Below are 16,628 nucleotides of genomic sequence, written 5' to 3'. Positions count from 1 at the left end.
GCCACTCCTCAGGAGGCAGAGCCGGATGCGGCAAAATGGGTGGGAACGATCCGACTCGGCAGGGCCCGCCAGATCTCCGGGGTGGAGAAGTGGCCGCCGCCGAGCACGTCGTGCCGGTACGGGCCGGAAGTCAAGCCGCTCCGCCGGGAACCGACGTCGGCGCTGATCAGCGGATCGTCGGCACCGGAGAAGCTCAGGCCGACCGGAGTCCGTCCGGCGTCCGGCGCCCGGTGCAGGGGCACCACCGTGGTGTCCCGTACGCCGCTCACTGCCATCGGTCAGGCCCCGTTCATCGTGGCCGCCAGGCTGGCGGGACGCATGTCCGTCCAGTTCTCCTCGACGTAGTCCAGACACGCGGTCCGCGTTCCCGCTCCGAACACGGTGGACCATCCGGCGGGCACGTCGATGTTCGCGGGCCACAAGGAATGCTGTCGCTCCGCATTGGCCAGCACGAGATGGGAGCCATTCTCGTCATCGAACGGGTTGTTCACGGAACTGTCCTTTCAAGGTGATCAGGCCGGATCATGGAGATCGGGCCGAGGATGTGACATAGCGTCTGGATTGGGCGCGGCCGGCCTGTTCGACGGTCAGAGCCAGCCGAGCCGGGCGGCTTTGACCCCGGCTTCGAAACGGCTGCGAGCGCCGAGGCGCTCCATCAGCGCTGCCATCATGCGTCGAGCGGTCCGGTGCGAAACATGCAGCCGACCTGCGGCGGCAGCATCGGTGCACCCCTTGGCGACCAGCCTGAGCAGTGCCAGTTCCTTGCCGCTCGGGGCGTCGCCCGCCGAGGGCCGCTCAGCATCCAGCGGTGTGGCCGACGACCAGGTCTGTTCGAACAGGACGACCATGGGGGCGACGAGGCCGGGATCGGTCACATAGAGCGCGCCCGCCGCTGTGTTGTCCGGGTCGACGGGTACCAGTGCGACCGAGCCGTCGACCAGCATCATTCTCGGCAGCGGGGCCTCGGAGCCGCGGAACTGGCCCCCGTTGCCGGTCAGCCAGTGCACGTGCGCCATCGTCGCGGCGTCGTAGGAGTCGGTGTCCGTGCCGACGGTCCGGATCGACACTGAGCGGCTCAGCAACGCCGCGTCGTTCCGGCGCGAGGCCATGAGTTCCGGCGTCGACTGCGCGCCGCCGGGCCGGAACGTCAGCACCTCGCGGGTGGCTGCCCCCGCCAGGCGGTCCACCCGGCACTGCACCTCGTCCATCCCCAGGAGCCGCTCGACCTGTTCGACCTTGCCCGACAGGCCGAAGGCGCCGGATGTGAGCAGGCAGACGACCTCGGCGTGGGTTTCGGCGAGCCGCCGCTGCCGACGCATCAACTCCTCGTGCTGGCCGGCCAACGACTGCTGCAAGCTCAAGATCGGATCCACTGCGGCGAATCCGCCCGGTACCTCGAAGGAGTGCCGTACCAGGCCGAGTTCGAGCAGTCGGTCGAGGCAAGCACGTACCAGGTCCGGCGCGACGGCCAGCCGGTCGGCGATCGCCTCGGCGCCCGGCGCGGGTGATGCGCGCATCTCCCGGTACACCGCTTCTTCCATCAGTTCCAGTCCGAACATGGTGAGCATGAGGTCCGTCTCCCAGGTGTGTCGGTGAACGCTCCACTGTCAGCGGGAAGTGGCTGGCCGCAGCGCCGGGCGGGCGGGCCGGGCCTTCACGAGGTAGGTGGCGACCCCGGCGACGGTCGGGGACCGGAAGAGTTCGCGGACCGGCAGTTCCAGCCCCAGGGTCGAACGCACCCGGGAGATCAGCCGGGTTGCCAGCAGCGAATGCCCGCCCAGGGCGAAGAAGTTGTCGTCGATGCCGACCGAGTCCAGGCCGAGCACCGTGGCGAACAGCTCGCTGAGCACCTCCTCGTGCGCCGTACGCGGGCCGGTGGTGGCCGGCGCCGCCTCCCGCGACGGAGCCGGGCATGCGGTGACGTCACGGGACCGCCGGTCCTGGACGGGTGGTACGTCGAGGTCGGCGACCAGCCGTTCCGGGTTCTCGACGACCTGCGTGAGCAACCGGCGCAGGCCGTCCGCGAGCGCCTCACCCGTCGAGGCGTCGAACAACGCGGTCGAGTACATCAGGACGCCGACCAGCCCGGCCGGTGCGCCGTCCTGGTCGAGCCGCTCCTCCACGTCGATGACCAGGTCGAATTTCGCGGTGGTCGACGGGACCGGCCACTCGGTCGCCCGCAGACCGGGGAATTCGGGGTCGGCGGTCGCGTGCTGGAGCTGGACCATGACTTGGAAGAGCGGGTGGCGACTGGGCGAGCGTGGTGGATTCACCGCTTCGACCAGCCGCTCGAACGGGACGTCCTGGTGCTCGTAGGCCGCAAGGTCGGTGGCCCGGACGCGACGGAGCAGCTCCGTGAAGCTCGGGGTCCCCGAGACGTCGGTCCGCAGGACCACCGTGTTGACGAAGAACCCGACCAGATCGTCGAGCGCGCTGTCCGACCGGCCCGCCACCGGGGTGCCGATCGGAATGTCCGCTCCCGCGCCCAGCCTGCTGAGCAGGGCGGCACATCCGGCTTGGAGCACCATGAACAACGTGCAGTTGTGCTCCTTGGCAACCGCGAGCAGGCTTCGATGGAGTTCGGGGCCCCACTCGACGTTCGCCGATCCCCCTGCGCAGTCGCTGGTCTCGGGGCGAGGCCGATCCGTCGGCAGGGCCAATTCCACTGGCAGATCGGCCAGTTGGGCGCGCCAGTAGCTCAGCTGGCGGGACAGCACACTGTCCTGATCGCTCTCACTGCCGAGCAGATCCCGTTGCCACAGCGCGTAGTCGGCGTACTGCACCGGTAGTTCGTCCCACTGGGGAGCCTCGCGCCGCGTGCGGGCAGCGTAGGCGGCGGAGAGATCGCGCAGGAGCGGTCCGAGCGACCAGCCGTCGCAGATGATGTGGTGGAACACCAGCAGCAGGAGGTGGTCCTCCTGGCCCGTCGTGAGCAGGTGGGCGATCATGGGAGGCTGTGCGGCCGGCTCGAACCGGTGGTCCGCGGCCGCGCACATCGCCGCCTCGACCTCGGCCTCGGACACCTCTCGGTGCACCAGTGCCGACCGGACCTCTCCCGGTGCGAGCACCGACTGCACCGGCCGGTCGCCCCGTTCGACGAAGACCGTCCGCAGACTCTCGTGTCGATCCGTGACATCGGACAACGCCTTTTCGAGAGCTTCCCGGTCCAGCGGCCCCGACAGGTGAAGAGCGACGGGGAGGTTGTAGGCGGTGCCCGTCTCCTCCCACTGGCTCAGGAACCACAGCCGCTGCTGGGCGTAGGACAGCGGCAGCACGTCCGGGCGTTCCCCCGCCCGGAGCGTCGGCCTGGCGGGGAGCATGTCGTCAAGGCTCTCCGCCAGCCCGGCCACGGTCGGGGTGCTGAACAACAGCCGGGCCGGCAGTTCCACGCCGAGAACGGAGCGCGCCTTGCTGCTCAGCCGCACAGCCAGCAGGGAGTGGCCGCCGAGGTCGAAGAAGCCGTCATCGATCCCTACCGCGTCGCGGCCAAGCACTTCCGCGAACAGCCCGCACAGGAGTTCCTCGCGGAGATTGCGCGGCGCGCGCCGGGTGCCGGTGGGGTACGTCGGTTTCGGCAGCGCGGCACTGTCCACTTTCCCGTTCGGTGTCAACGGCAGTTCGTCGATCACCACGATCGCGGCGGGCACCATGTAGTCCGGCAGGTTCTGCCGTGCGAACTCGCGCAGTCGTCGCACGTCGAGTTCCGTGTTCCGCGCGAGCACGTATCCGACGAGACGTTTGTCCCCGGGGTGGTCCTCGCGCAGGACCGCCACCGCGTGCGCGACGCCCTCGTGGCGGGCCAGTGCCGCCTCGACTTCGCCGAGTTCGACCCGGAAGCCGCGGATCTTCACCTGGTCGTCGGCCCGGCCGAGGAATTCCAGCGCGCCGTCGCCGGTCCACCGAACCAGGTCACCCGTGCGGTACATGCGCCGGCCCGGACTGAACGGGTTCGCCACGAACCGTTCCGCGGTCAGGCCGGGACGGTTCACATAACCTCGCGCCAACTGGGCGCCCGCGACGTACAGTTCGCCGACCACCCGCGGCGGAACAGGCCGCAGTCCCGGGTCGAGCACAAACACGTCCACCCCGGCGATCGGACGGCCGATCAGGGGGCGGTCACTCGCGTCCGATGACCAGAAGAGAGTGTCCACCGTGGTCTCGGTCTGTCCGTAGATGTTGTAGACGGTGATCCCCTCGGTCTCCCGGATCCGTGCCCACAGCTTCTCGCCCACCGTTTCCGCGCCGGTCATCACCACCGCCGGCGGCGTCCCGGCCGGATCGAGCATCCCCTGCCGGATCAGCTCTTCGGCGTAGCTGGGCATCACATCGAGGGCGTCGATGCCGCACCGGTCCATGTACCGGGCCATGGCGGCGGGGTCGCGGCGGGTGTCGTCGCCGATCAGGTGGAGTTCGTGGCCAACGGCCTGCCACAACAGACCGACGACCGAGGTGTCGAAGGAAAGGGACGCCGTCAGCGCCATCCGGCAGCGTCGCGAGCCACGGATCCGCTCGGCGGTGGCGATGACCTCCGCGCGGTAGAAGGCCAGCAGGTTGGCCAGCCCGCCGTGGGTCACCATCACGCCCTTGGGCTGACCGGTCGACCCCGAGGTGTACACGACATATGCCGGATGGTCCGCGGCGACAGCGATCTCGAGTTCTTCCGAGGACTCGTCGTCGAGCGCGGGGGCGTCGATGAGCACGGGTTCGCACGCGGGCAGCGACGTGGCGGATTCGCTGTCGGTGACGACCAGGGCGGCGGCGGAGTCCTCGAGCAGGTAGGCGATCCGCCGGGCCGGGTACGCCGTGTCGACGAACAGGAATGCGGCGCCCGACTTCAGTACGGCCAGAAGCGCGACCACCAGGTCAGTGGACCGGGGCAGGGCCACCGCCACCACTTGGTCCGGGCCCGCACCCTGGCTCACGAGGCGGCGGGCGAGCCGGGTGGCACGTGCGTCGAGTTCGGCGTAGGTCATCGCGGTGTCCTCGAAGACCAGCGCCGTCACGTCCGGCGTGCGGGCGACCTGCTCCCGGAACGCGTCGGGCAGGAACACGGTCTGCGGCGCGGGCGCGGGACGCTCGGGGAGGAGGCGTCGCCGTTCCCCGTCCGAGAGCACGTCGACAGCGCTGATCGGTCGTTCCGGGGCGGCGAGCACCTGTTCCAGCAGCCATCGCAGGCGCATCACGAGCTGTTCGGCGGTGGTCCGGTCGAACAGCTCCTCGGCGTACTCGAGGTAGCCGGTCAGCCCGGCCGGTGCGCCCTGGGCATCGCGTTCGTCCACCAGTTCAAGACTGAGGTCGAACTTCGCGACGTCCCAGTTCACCGGGGCCCGTTCGGCCTCCAGTCCGGCGAAGTCCGGGGTGGTGGTCTCGGCGTGCTGCACCTGGACCATGACCTGGAACAGCGGATTCCGGGACAGCGACCGCTCAGGCTGCAGGTCCTCGACGAGACGCTCGAACGGGACGTCCTGGTGGGCGAACGCCTCCAGGTCGGTCTCCCGGACCCGCCGCAGCAGTTCGGCGAACCCGGGATCGCCCGCGGTGTCGGTACGCAGCACCAGGGTGTTGACGAAGAACCCGACCAGATCGTCGAGCGCGCTGTCCGACCGGCCCGCCACCGGGGTGCCGAAGGGGATGTCGGTGCCCGCGCCCATACGGGTCAGGAGCGCCGCGAAGCCCGCCTGCACCACCATGAACAGCGTGCAGCCGGCGGACCTGGCGAGTTCGAGCAGCCTGCCGTGCAGCTCCGGCTCCCAGTGGACAGCCACGATCCCACCGGACTGTGCCGCCACCGGGGAGCGCGGCCGGTCCACCGGCAACGTCAGCTCCGAGGGCAGACCGGCCAGTTGCGTGCGCCAGTAATCCAGCTGGCGGCTCATCAGGCTCGCCGGGTCCTCGGCGCCGCCGAGCAGCTCTCGCTGCCACAGCGTGTAGTCGGCGTAGCGCACCGGCTGCGGCGGCCAGTCCGGTGCGGCCCCCTCGCATCGGGCGGTGTAAGCCAGGCCGAGGTCCCTCAGCAGCGGACGCAGGGACCATCCGTCGGCCGCGATGTGCTGGATGACCAACAGCAGTACCTGCTGCTCAGGACCGAGCAGGAACAACGTGGCCCGGAGGGGTGCGTCCTCGGTGAGGTCGAACCGGTGACGAACCCGCTCCGCCATGGCGTCGGCGAGGTCGGGCGGCGCCACCTCGACGACCTCGATCCCGGGGACCGAATCCAGAACCACCGGGTGCGGCTCACCGCCGTCCTCGGGAAAGACCGTGCGCAGGCTCTCGTGCCGTTCTGCCACGTCGGCGAGCGCCCGTGTCAGAGCGTCCCCGTCCACCGTCCCGGTGAGACGGACCGCGACGGGCACGTTGTACGTCCCTTCGCCGCGTTCCATCCGGTTCAGGAACCACAGCCGTCGCTGGGCGAACGACAGCGGCACGGGCTCCGCCCCTGCTCGGGCGGTCAACGCCGGACGCGCGGCCCCGGTCAGCCGGGCCAGTCCGGCCACTGTGGGTTCGGCGAACAGGTCCCGGATCTCGAATCCCTCTCCCAGGACCGACCGGATCCGGGAGAGCAACCGGAGCGCAAGGAGGGAGTGCCCTCCCAGGTCGAAGAAGTGATCGTCGATCCCCACGCGGGGCACCCCGAGCACTTCCGCGAAGAGTTCGCACAGGATCTCTTCACGCGGACTCCGCGGCTCCCGCACGGCGTGCGCGGTCCGGTCCGGCTCCGGCAGCGCGGCACGGTCGAGTTTCCCGTTCACTGTCGTCGGCATGGTCTCGACCAGGACCACGGCGGCGGGGACCATGTAGTCGGGCAGGCTGTCCGACACGAACCGGCGAAGCTCCTGGTCCGTGAGGCCGAGGGACCGGGCCACGACATACGCGACCAAGCGTTGGTCACCTGGCCGGTCCTCCCGGAGGACGACCGCGGCCTGGGTCACCTCGGGGTGGCCGGCCAGCACGGCTTCGACCTCGCCGAGCTCCACACGGAAGCCCCGGATCTTCACCTGCGCGTCCGCGCGGCCGACGAACTCCAGCTCCCCGTCGGCGGTCCACCGGACCAGGTCACCGGACCGGTACATCCGCTCCCCCGCCGAGAACGGGCAGGCCACGAACCTCTCGGCGGTCAGCGCGGGACGCCCGGTGTAACCCCTGGCGAGCTGGATCCCGCTCAGGTAGAGCTCGCCCACCACCCCCGGCGGCACCGGCCGCAGCGCACCGTCCAGCACGAACGCCGACACATTGGCCAGCGGCCGGCCGATCGGCACCGACCTTCCCTCATCGTCACGGCGACACTGCCAGTAGGTCGCGTCGACAGCCACTTCGGTCGGCCCGTAGAGGTTGTGCAGCTCGGTGGAGCCGAGCGTGGCGAACAGTTCGCGTTGCGTTTCCGCGGGCAGGGCCTCGCCGCTGCAGATGATCTGGCGCAGGCCCGTGCAGTCGGCCGCACCAGGCTCCCGGAGGAACGCTTGCAGCATGGAGGGCACAAAGTGCGCGACAGTCACCGACTCACGCCGGATCAGCTCGGCGAGATAGCCGGGGTCGCGGTGTCCGCCGGGCTTCGCCATCACCAGGGTCGCGCCGGAGATCAGCGGCCAGAAGAACTCCCAAACCGACACGTCGAAACCGGCCGGGGTCTTCTGCAGCACCCTGTCGGCACCAGTGAGTCGATACTGCCCCTGCATCCACAGCAGACGGTTGACGATGGCCGCGTGCGGGACCATGACGCCCTTGGGCCGTCCGGTGGATCCGGAGGTGAAGATGACATAGGCGGAGTGCGCCGGATGCTGCCGTACCGGCCGGGCGGCAACGGACTCGACCGGCTCGTCGAGCAACAGCCTCGGTGTGGAGCCGGGAAGGGCGTCGGCGCTCTTCGAGTCGGTCAGCACGAGGACCGGCCCGGCGTCCGCGATCATCGCGGCGATCCGCCCGGCGGGGTGGTCCAGGTCCACCGGAAGGTAGGCCGCGCCCGCTTTGATCACGGCGAGGATCGCGACCACGAGATCCACCGAACGGGGCAGTGCCACGGCCACGACCCGGTCCGGGCCCGCACCTCTGTGAGCGAGCTGCGACGCCAGCCGATCCACTCGTTCGTCCAACTCGGCGTAGCTCAGTCGCTCGTCGGGCGCCACCAGGGCCGTCGCTTGTGGCGTGCGCCGGACCTGCTCCGACCACAGCTCGGCAAGCGTCACCTCAGGCAGCTCGACCGCGGTGTCGTTCCACTCCCGTACGACCCGGTCGCGCTGATCGGGCGACAGCACGGTCAGCGCGGAGAGCGGCCGATCCGGATCCGCGGCCACTTGTTCCAGCAGCAGCCTCAGCCGTTCGGCGAGTTCGGCGGCCTCGGCGGCGGTGAACAGGTCCGGACGGTAGTGCAGACGCAGGGCGAGCCGCTCGCCCGGTTCGACGGCGAGGGTCAGCGGGTAGTGCGCGCTGTCGCGGAACGTGACGCCCACCTCGAGTTCGCCGTCGGGCGAGTCGACCTTGTAGTCATGCATCGGGAAGTTGTCGAAGACCACGTTGGTGTCGAAGAGCCCGGTGGGACAACCGGTGAGGCGCTGGATCTCCGTCAGGCCGAGGTGATCGTGGTCGAGCGATGCGGCGCGTCCCGACTGGATCTGCTCGAACAGCGCGCTCACCGAAGCCGCCCGGTCCAGCCGCACCCGCACCGGGACCGTGTTGATGAGCATCCCGATCATCGAGTCCGCGCCGGTAAGTTCCGCCGGACGGCCGCTGACCGTCGAGCCGAACACGACATCGTCGCGCCCGGTGAGCGAGCCGACCAGGATGGCCCATACCCCTTGGCACACCGTGTTGAGCAGGACGTGGTTCTGCCGGGCGTGCGCGGTCAGCAGCGCCGTCGTCTCCGTCGGCAGCAGCACCGCCACCTCCTCCGGCGGCGGACCGGTCCGGGAATCGGCGGACGCGACGAAGGTGGGCTCGACGACCCCTTCCAGGGCCGCCGCCCAGTGCCGCTCCGCGCCGACCCGGTCCTGTTCCGCCAGCCACGCCAGGTAGTCCCGGTACGGACGCACCGGCGCCAGGCCGGCGGTGCCGCCTCCTCGGGAGTACACCGCGAACAGCTCCTGGAACAGCAGGGCGAAGGACCATCCGTCCAGCAGGAGATGGTGGGCGGTGACGAGAAGCCGGTGGCGGCGGGCGGTGTGCCCGATGAGTGTGAACCGGATCAACGACGATCCGCCGACGTCGATGCCTCGTACCCAGTCCTGCTCGGTCAGTTCGGCGAACCGCTCTTGCGCGTCCCCTTCCTGCCCCAGTTCGATCTCCTGCCAATCCAGCGGGACATCGCGACGGACCACCCGTATCGGTTCACCTGACTTCCGGTACCGGAATCCGGACCGCAACGTGGCGTGGCGCCGTATCACGGTCTCCGCAGCCGCCCTCAGGAGCACGGTATCCACCGGTCCGTTGAGGTCCACCGCGAATTGCGCGAGGTAGGGGCTGCGCGTTTCCCGATCGAACAGCGCGTGAAAGAGAAGACCTTCCTGAAGGGGCGACAGCGGAAGGACGTCCTCGACTACTGATTGGCTCATCTTCAGTGTCAACTTCCTCAGATAGCCCGCAGATCGGATTCGATCTCTTCGAGTTCGTGTTGGCTGAGCGAGCTCAGGGTCAGGTCGGACGGGGTGAGTCCGCCCGCTCCGGGTTCGCGGGCGTGCGCGACCAGGGTCCGGAGCATCCGGAACCACGTTTCCGCCAGCTCGCGTGTGTCCGCTTCGGACACGACGCTGTCGGCCCAGGTCCAGGTGGCACGCAGCACCGGACCGTCCGCCTGGTCCACCGTGGCCACGTTGACCTCGATGCTGTGGGCCATGGGCATGCCTGGCCCCGTGTCGTCCAAGCCCGTCCCGTACTCCGGTACGACCGACCAGTCGGCGTCGTCCGAGACCTCGAAGCGGCCCAGGTAGTTGAAGACGAACTCCGGCTGGGCCGCCTGCTCCAGCAGCGCACCGGTTTCCGGGTTCAGATAGCGAAGGAGGCTGTACCGGACCCCCTTGTCGGGAATGCCGCGCACTTGCTCCTTGATCCGCTTCACCGCGGTCCCCACCGCAGGCCCGGCGGCCTCCACATCCGCCCAGTCCAGCTTCCCCAGTTCGAGCCTGATCGGGAACATGCTGGTGAACCAGCCCACGGTCCGGGAGAGATCCACGTCCGCCAGCGCGCCCTCCCTGCCGTGGCCTTCCAGGTGCAGCAGCGCGGTGCCGTCGCCTGCCGTGCCGCGTCCGCGGTGCCAGTCGCCCATCGCCAGCGCGAGACCGGTAAGGAGGACGTCGTTGATGTCGGCGTTGAACAACGTCGGCACCGCGGTCAGCAACTCCTCCGTGAACTCGGCCGGCAAGGACTCGGTGAAGCACCGGCCCCGGCTTTCCTGGTCATGACCGGGCACCCTCGCCCGGTCACCGAACCGGGCGGCGCCGGGACGCAACCGTTCGAGCCAGCCGGGGAGTTCCGCGACGCCGGCCTGCGCGTGCGCCTGCTCGCTGAGCACTTCGGACCAGCGGCGGAACGAGCTCGGCACCGGATCGAGAGCGATCGCGGCGTTCTCTTCGACCCCTCGCCAGGCCGTCGCGAGGTCGGCAGCCAGGATGCGCCAGGAAATGGAGTCGATGGCCAGGTGATGGACGACCAACGCGAGCTTGCCCCGGCGATCCGGTCCGGCATCGAACCACACGGCCTGGAGGACGTTGCCCTCCCGCGGGCGAAGCCTGTCGCGCGCCACATCCGACTCCTGTCGGACCAGCGCCGCCCAGTCATCCTCGGGACGCCCCGCCACGTCGATCCGCCGGACGGCCGAGGCCGCGTCGACCGCGCCCACCGGCAGGGTTTCGAGCACCCATTCTTCCTCGCCGCCGAGCACGGACAGCCGCAGGCGCAGGACGTCGTGGTGGTCGAGCAAAGCCTGCGCCATCGAGATCAGGTGCGTTTCCGTCAGTCCTGAAGGTGTACGCAGGACCGCGAACTGGTTGTAGGTGTCCACCCCACCACCGCGTTCCCGGAACCAGTGCATGATGGGAGTGGTGACGACGGGCCCCACCCCGCTGTCCGCGACGGGCGTCGGCTCCTGGTCGACCGTGGTGGCCGCCTCCGCCAGTGCTTCCATGTCCCGGTGCCTCAGCACATCACCGACGGTGATCCGCAGACCGGCTTTCCGCGCCTGGCTGACGAGTTGCATGGCGATGATGCTGTCTCCGCCGAGCGCCACGAAGCCGTCATCGAGCCGCACGTCACTCACCCGGAGCACGTCGGCGACCAGTTCACAGAGGACGCGCTGGCGCCGGGTGACCGGATTTCGCCCGGCCACACTCGAATTCGGTTCATCGAAAGGGCTGGTCACGTATTCCCTCATTCCGAGTCCGGTCTGGAATCGAGAACGAAGCTATCGAGCGGCGGTCGCCATCAGCGGCAGTCACAGCGGCAATCCGAGGGAGGACCACAAAGGAGGGCATGTGAATTGCCGGTGCGATTGCCGCCGGACGCGACGGCGCACGCCGACACTGACAGGTGCGACGTTCGCACGGAATCACATCGAGAAGAGGCTCAACGGTGACAATCCAGCAACCGGCCCAGTCGGCGGTCGACCTTGCCATGTTCGGCGGCGAACGAGCCGTACCCAGGGAACTCCGGATCAGGCCCTGGCCGATGGTGACCGAGCAGGACGAGCAGGCGGCCCACCGGGTACTGCGGTCCGGCCGGTTCACCTCCGCCTCGTCAGGAGAGCAGGAGATCGCGGGGCTGGAGCGGGAGTGGGCACAGTACGTCGGCACGGAGCACTGTGTGGCGGTGAGCAACGGAACCGCGGCGCTGTCGGTCGCGCTGAGCGCCGTGGGCGTGGGAGCCGGTGACGAGGTGATCGTGCCCGCCCTGAGCTTCATCGGCAGCGCCACCGCTCCGCTTCACCTCATGGCCGTGCCGGTTTTCGTGGACATCGACCCCGTCACGTTCAATCTGGACCCCGCGGCGCTCGAAGCCGCGATCACCCGCCGCACCAAGGCGATCGTCGTGGTCCACCTGCACGGTCTGCCCGCCGACCTGGACCGGATCACCGCGCTCGCCGCCCGGCACGGGGTCGCCGTGGTCGAGGACGCCGCGCAGGCGCACGGCGCCCGGTACCAGGGCCGGGCCGTGGGCTCGATCGGTGCTGTGAACACGTTCAGTCTCAACGTCAGCAAGAATCTCGCCACGTGTGGTGAGGGCGGTCTGATCACGACCGATGACGCGGACGTGGCGACGAGGGCGACCATGCTGCGGCAATTCGGTGAACTCATTCCGGCCAACGGCGAACGCAGCTACGTCGCGCATCTGCTGGGCTGGAACTGCAAACCGAACGCGATACAGGCAGCCTTCACCCGTAGCCGTCTCACGCGGTTCCCCGCCGAAGCGGCCGTCCGCGAGGAGAATGTCCGCCGACTGCTGGGACGGCTGGCCGCGTACCCCGGCTTCCTGGTGCCCGAGGTCCCACGGGATCGCACCCATGCCTGGCACATCCTGCGCTTCCGGGTGAACCCCGCCGCCTTCGGGCTGGCCGACGAGTTCGCGGGCCCGCTGCGCGCTGTCGTACAGCGAGCCCTGCGTGCCGAAGGGGTGCCCGCCGCGCCCTACCAGCTCCAGCCGCTTCCCGCGCAACGGGTGTTCACCGAACAGCGTGGGTTCGGCGCCTACCCGTGGGCGTTGCCCGGCGTCGTGGCCCGCCCCTACCGCGCCGAAGACTTCCCGGCCACCCTGCGGGTCCTCGACGATTCCTTCACCCTTCAGAAAGCGCACCTGCACCCGGAGTCAGGACCGTTGCTCGCCAGGTACGCCGACGCGTTCGAGAAGGTCTGGCAGCACCGCGACTCACTGGCCGCCGTCGCCACGACGGCGGCCTACAAGCCACACTGGGAACGCGCCTCGGAGATCGCCGACGCCGAATGGTCCACGGCGTTCCATGATCGATGACCTCGACGGCAGCGGTTCAAGCCAGCAGCCGTCGCACCTGCTCCGTCACCGTCGCGCCGGAAATCCCGTTGCGCGCCAATAGATGACGGTGTCCGCCGGTACCGGCGGCGAACCGATCGGCCACCGCCACCCGCCGTACCGGACAGGCGACACCCAGGTCGGCCACAACCTCGGCCACGGTGGAACCGAGGCCCCCGGCCGCCCAGTGTTCTTCGATGGTGACGATTCCGCGCGTGCGGGTGGCGGCCGTGACGATCGCCTCCTGATCGAGCGGTTTGACCGTGTGCATGTTGAGCACGGCCACGTCGATTCCGGCACCGGCCAGCTCGTCGGCGGTCTCGACCGCGGTGAGCACGGGATACGGTCCGGTGGCGATCAGCGTCACATCGGTTCCCCGGCGCAAGGACTGCGCAACCCCGATCCGCACCGGCTCCCGCGATGCCAGGGCCGGCGTCGCACCGCGCCCAAGGCGCAGGTACACGGGTCCCGGCAGCTCCGCGCCGGCTCGGACCAGACTCTCGGTGGCAGGGCCGTCCGCGGGTACCAGCACCGTCATGTTCGGCAGCATCCGCATGATGGCGAGGTCTTCCAGCGAATGGTGGGTGGAACCGAGATGGCCGGCGGAGAGCCCGCCGTGGGTGGCGACGATCCGCACCGGCAGGTCGTTCCAGGCGATGTCGAGTTTCACCGCCTCCAGCGCACGGGTGGCGGCGAAGGTCGCCATGGTGTTGACGAAGGGAATCCGGCCGGACCTGGCCAGTCCCGCCGCCACACCCATCAGGTTCTGTTCCGCGATACCGAGGTTGAGGTACCGCCGCGCGGCCTCGCCCCATGAGGTGGCGGAGAACAGACCGGTGTCGCTGTCCAGGCACACATAGCGTTCGTCCTCGCCGACCAACTCGACCAGTACGTCCCGGTATATCTCCCGGGCCGCGCGGGCCTGGTCCGACGCGGTGGGTTCGGCTGTCACGACGGACATGTCGTCTCCGTTCAGGGTCGTTCGCCGCGCATCACCGCCGCACGAGCACGCCGGTGCCCGCGTTCGGTGAGCCGGACGTAGTGGCTGCGGGCCTGGCCTTCGATGTAGGGCAATCCTTTGCCTTTGACCGTGCGGGCCAGCACAACGGTCGGTTTGCCCGGGGTGTGCGGGATGTTCGACAGGGCCGTCCGCAACTGGTCCGTGTCGTGCCCGTCGACCTCACGCACCGTCCACCCGAAGCCGCGCCAACGGTCCCCCAGCGGCTCGAGGCCCACGGTCTCCTCCGTGTCACCGCTGATCTGCAGCCCGTTGCGGTCCACGATCGCCACCAGCCGGTCCAGTCGCTGGGCACCGGCAGCCATCGCTGCCTCCCAGACCGAACCCTCCTGCAGTTCGCCGTCGCCGAGCACGACGAAGCAACGCCGGTCGCTCTCGTCCAGCCGTGCGGCGAGCGCGAAGCCGACGCCGAGCGGCAGTCCGTGCCCGAGCGACCCGGTCGGCATCTCGACCCCGGGGACGGCTGGGTTCGGGTGTGCGGTGAACACACTGTCCGGAGCGCCGTAGCTCGCCAGCCGCTCCTCGGGGAAGAAGCCTCGTTCAGCCAGGACGGCGTACAGTCCGATCGCGCCGTGGCCCTTGCTCAGCAGGAGGATGTCCCGGTCCGGCGCCTGCGGCAGCCGCGGGTCGATCCGCAGCACGTGATGGTAGAGCGTGACCAGGATCTCGACCAGGGACATCGATCCGCCGAGGTGGCCGCCTTCCGGGTTGGCGCACATGCGCACGATGAGTTCCCGTGCCTTGCGCGCGTGGTCGTCGTTCATCGGCCCTCTCTGGTGAGATACCCGTCCAGTTCGGCCAGCGCCCGGGTCAGCACCCGGATACCGAACAGATACTCGGGCAGTTTGATGTGTTCCCGGTCGGAATGGTCCAGGCTGCTGTCCCCTGGTCCGTAGGTGGCCATCGGCGTCGTCCACTTCTCCGCCAATGTGTTCATGTCGGAGGTGCCGGTCTTCACCTTCGCCCTCGGGCTGCCGCCCTGCGTGCGGATCGCGACCGAAAGGGCCCGCACCACGGGATCGTTGCGGCCGACACGGCAGGCACGCACCGTGTTGACGACCTGGAGCGTGCCCGGGGCCGACCGCTCGGACAGCGCGGTCACCAGGCTCTCGCCGTCGAAGCCCGGGGGAATGCGGATACTGAACTCCGCGGTGGCGGAGGTCAGTCCGCCCTTGATCGACGTCAGGGTCGGGCCAGGAAAGTCGAATCGGGCATGGCTCGCCTCCGGGCCGAGCAGCTCCAGGAGTTCTGTCCACGCCCGGGTCGCCAGCTCGGACGCTTTGGGCACGACGTTGCTGGGGTGGGTCGCCTCGCACCGCACGTGGTAGCGGAGGTCGATTTTTCCCTTGTACCCCAGGACAACCGTGTCGCAGCCGCTGGGCTCGCCGATGATCAGCGCGTCCGGTGGCTCGTGCGTACGGCGGATCTCCACCGCACCCCGGGACATCGTGGTCTCCTCCTCCACCGCACCCACGACCACGATCCGGCCGCGGAATCCGGTACTGCCGGCGGCCGCGCAGATCATCGCGGCGAGCGGCCCCTTGGCGTCGACCGAACCCCTGCCGTACAAGCGATCGCCGACCACCCGCACCGGGACGTCCCCCGGCACGGTGTCCATGTGCCCGAGCAACATCACCGTCGGCCCCGGGCCACGCCGGATCTCCCCGACCGCGTTGCCCGCCCCGTCGATCCGCGCGGTGAGACCGGCTCCGCGCATGGCATCCACCACGTAACCGGCCAGCTCCGACTCCGCAAAGGACGGTGAGGGAATCCTCAGCATTCCGTGGAGCAGTTCGATCGCGGCCGGGTCGGAAAACCTTGTCACTCTTCCTCCAGGAGCACTTCGGTGCACGAGCCCGCCAGGGCCTCCTGGACCGGATGCGGTCGACGGCCGTCCGCGATCAGGACGCGGTTCGCACCGGCCAGCAGTGCCTCACGAGCCGCGATCAGCTTGATCCCCATTCCTCCAGTGGTCACCGGAGGCGTTCCCTGACGGGGAACCCGGCAGACGGGGAGCACCGACCGTTCGTCGTGCCGGTCGGCCAGCACCCCCCTCGCCCCGGTGAGCAGCACAAGGGTGCTCGCCCGGACGGCGCCCGCGATGGCCGCGGCGGCGCGGTCCGCGTCCGTGTTGACCACACGGCCGTCCTGGGCCACTGCCGGTGGCGACACCACGGGCAGCAGCCCCGCCGCGAGCACCGTGGACAGCAAGTCGCCGTTCACTTCGACGATCCGTCCACTGTGGTCGTCCCTGACCACGACCCGACGTCCGCCGATGAGTGCGCGGTGCGCCGGCTTGCGGGCGGCCACGAGAAGTCCGGCGTCCAGACCGGTCAACCCGACCGCGTTCACTCCGCATGCGCGCAGGGCGGCCAGCAGACGGGGCTTGGCGGAGCCGGCCAGCGCCAGCTGCACCACTTCGAGAGTTCGATCGTCGGTGTACCGGGTCGACACCCCGTCCGGGGCGACGAGCCGGCGGGAAGGCACTCCGAGGCGTTCGGCAAGGCTGTCGATGTCGGCCGAACCGCCGTGGGCGAGGATCACCGGCCTGCCGCCGCGGTGCACGGCAGCGACGTCCGCGCAGATCGCCTCCGACCGCACAGCGGCGTTCCCACCGCATTTGACCACGAGTATGTCCCGCATTCGC

Annotated in this window: 10 protein-coding genes; 1 reads left to right on the top strand and 9 read right to left on the bottom strand. The window is 69.6% G+C overall.

Annotated features, from left to right (window positions below):
• Nucleotides 1-8: 8 nt before the first annotated feature.
• The 5 genes from FHS38_RS34920 to FHS38_RS28585 all read right to left on the bottom strand — a co-directional run bounded on the left by FHS38_RS34920 (nt 9) and on the right by FHS38_RS28585 (nt 11,311).
• Nucleotides 9-275 (bottom strand): hypothetical protein, encoded by a 267-nt coding sequence (locus FHS38_RS34920; RefSeq protein ID WP_221495451.1) that lies wholly within the window; start codon nt 273-275, stop codon nt 9-11.
• A 3-nt stretch (nt 276-278) separates the two neighbouring features.
• Nucleotides 279-491: an MbtH family protein gene (locus FHS38_RS28600; RefSeq protein WP_184738404.1), complete on the bottom strand. Its 213-nt coding sequence runs from the start codon at nt 489-491 to the stop codon at nt 279-281.
• 96 nt (nt 492-587) lie between these two features.
• Complete coding sequence (locus FHS38_RS28595; protein ID WP_184738402.1) at nt 588-1,568, bottom strand: helix-turn-helix transcriptional regulator; 981 nt, start codon at nt 1,566-1,568, stop codon at nt 588-590.
• 39 nt (nt 1,569-1,607) lie between these two features.
• Nucleotides 1,608-9,542, bottom strand: a complete 7,935-nt coding sequence (locus tag FHS38_RS28590) for a non-ribosomal peptide synthetase (RefSeq protein ID WP_184738444.1) — start codon at nt 9,540-9,542, stop codon at nt 1,608-1,610.
• 17 nt (nt 9,543-9,559) lie between these two features.
• Nucleotides 9,560-11,311 (bottom strand): condensation domain-containing protein, encoded by a 1,752-nt coding sequence (locus FHS38_RS28585; RefSeq protein ID WP_311775296.1) that lies wholly within the window; start codon nt 11,309-11,311, stop codon nt 9,560-9,562.
• 242 nt (nt 11,312-11,553) lie between these two features.
• Between FHS38_RS28585 and FHS38_RS28580 the strand changes: the two genes are divergently transcribed.
• Nucleotides 11,554-12,945, top strand: coding sequence for a DegT/DnrJ/EryC1/StrS family aminotransferase (locus tag FHS38_RS28580; RefSeq protein ID WP_184738398.1), 1,392 nt, complete (start codon nt 11,554-11,556; stop codon nt 12,943-12,945).
• A 16-nt stretch (nt 12,946-12,961) separates the two neighbouring features.
• Here FHS38_RS28580 and FHS38_RS28575 read toward each other — a convergent pair whose 3' ends face one another.
• From FHS38_RS28575 to FHS38_RS28560, 4 genes are read right to left on the bottom strand one after another with little or no spacing between them, the layout of a single operon-like run.
• A complete protein-coding gene (locus FHS38_RS28575) occupies nt 12,962-13,924 on the bottom strand; it encodes a transketolase family protein (RefSeq protein ID WP_184738396.1) in 963 nt (320 codons plus the stop codon).
• An 11-nt stretch (nt 13,925-13,935) separates the two neighbouring features.
• The gene (locus tag FHS38_RS28570; RefSeq protein WP_184738394.1) at nt 13,936-14,745 is read right to left on the bottom strand and encodes a transketolase; all 810 of its coding nucleotides are present in this window, start codon (nt 14,743-14,745) and stop codon (nt 13,936-13,938) included.
• Nucleotides 14,742-15,806 carry a M20/M25/M40 family metallo-hydrolase gene (locus FHS38_RS28565; protein ID WP_184738393.1) on the bottom strand — a complete coding sequence of 355 codons (1,065 nt, stop codon included), beginning with the start codon at nt 15,804-15,806 and terminating at the stop codon, nt 14,742-14,744. The genes FHS38_RS28570 and FHS38_RS28565 overlap by 4 nt, the downstream gene beginning before the upstream one ends.
• On the bottom strand, nt 15,803-16,624 hold the full coding sequence (locus tag FHS38_RS28560; RefSeq protein WP_184738391.1) for a [LysW]-aminoadipate kinase: 822 nt from the start codon (nt 16,622-16,624) through the stop codon (nt 15,803-15,805). The genes FHS38_RS28565 and FHS38_RS28560 overlap by 4 nt, the downstream gene beginning before the upstream one ends.
• Nucleotides 16,625-16,628 lie beyond the last annotated feature (4 nt).

The organism is Streptomyces netropsis (genome assembly GCF_014203545.1).
Lineage (GTDB): Bacteria > Actinomycetota > Actinomycetes > Streptomycetales > Streptomycetaceae > Streptomyces > Streptomyces netropsis.
This window is presented reverse-complemented; position numbering and strand designations above follow the sequence as displayed.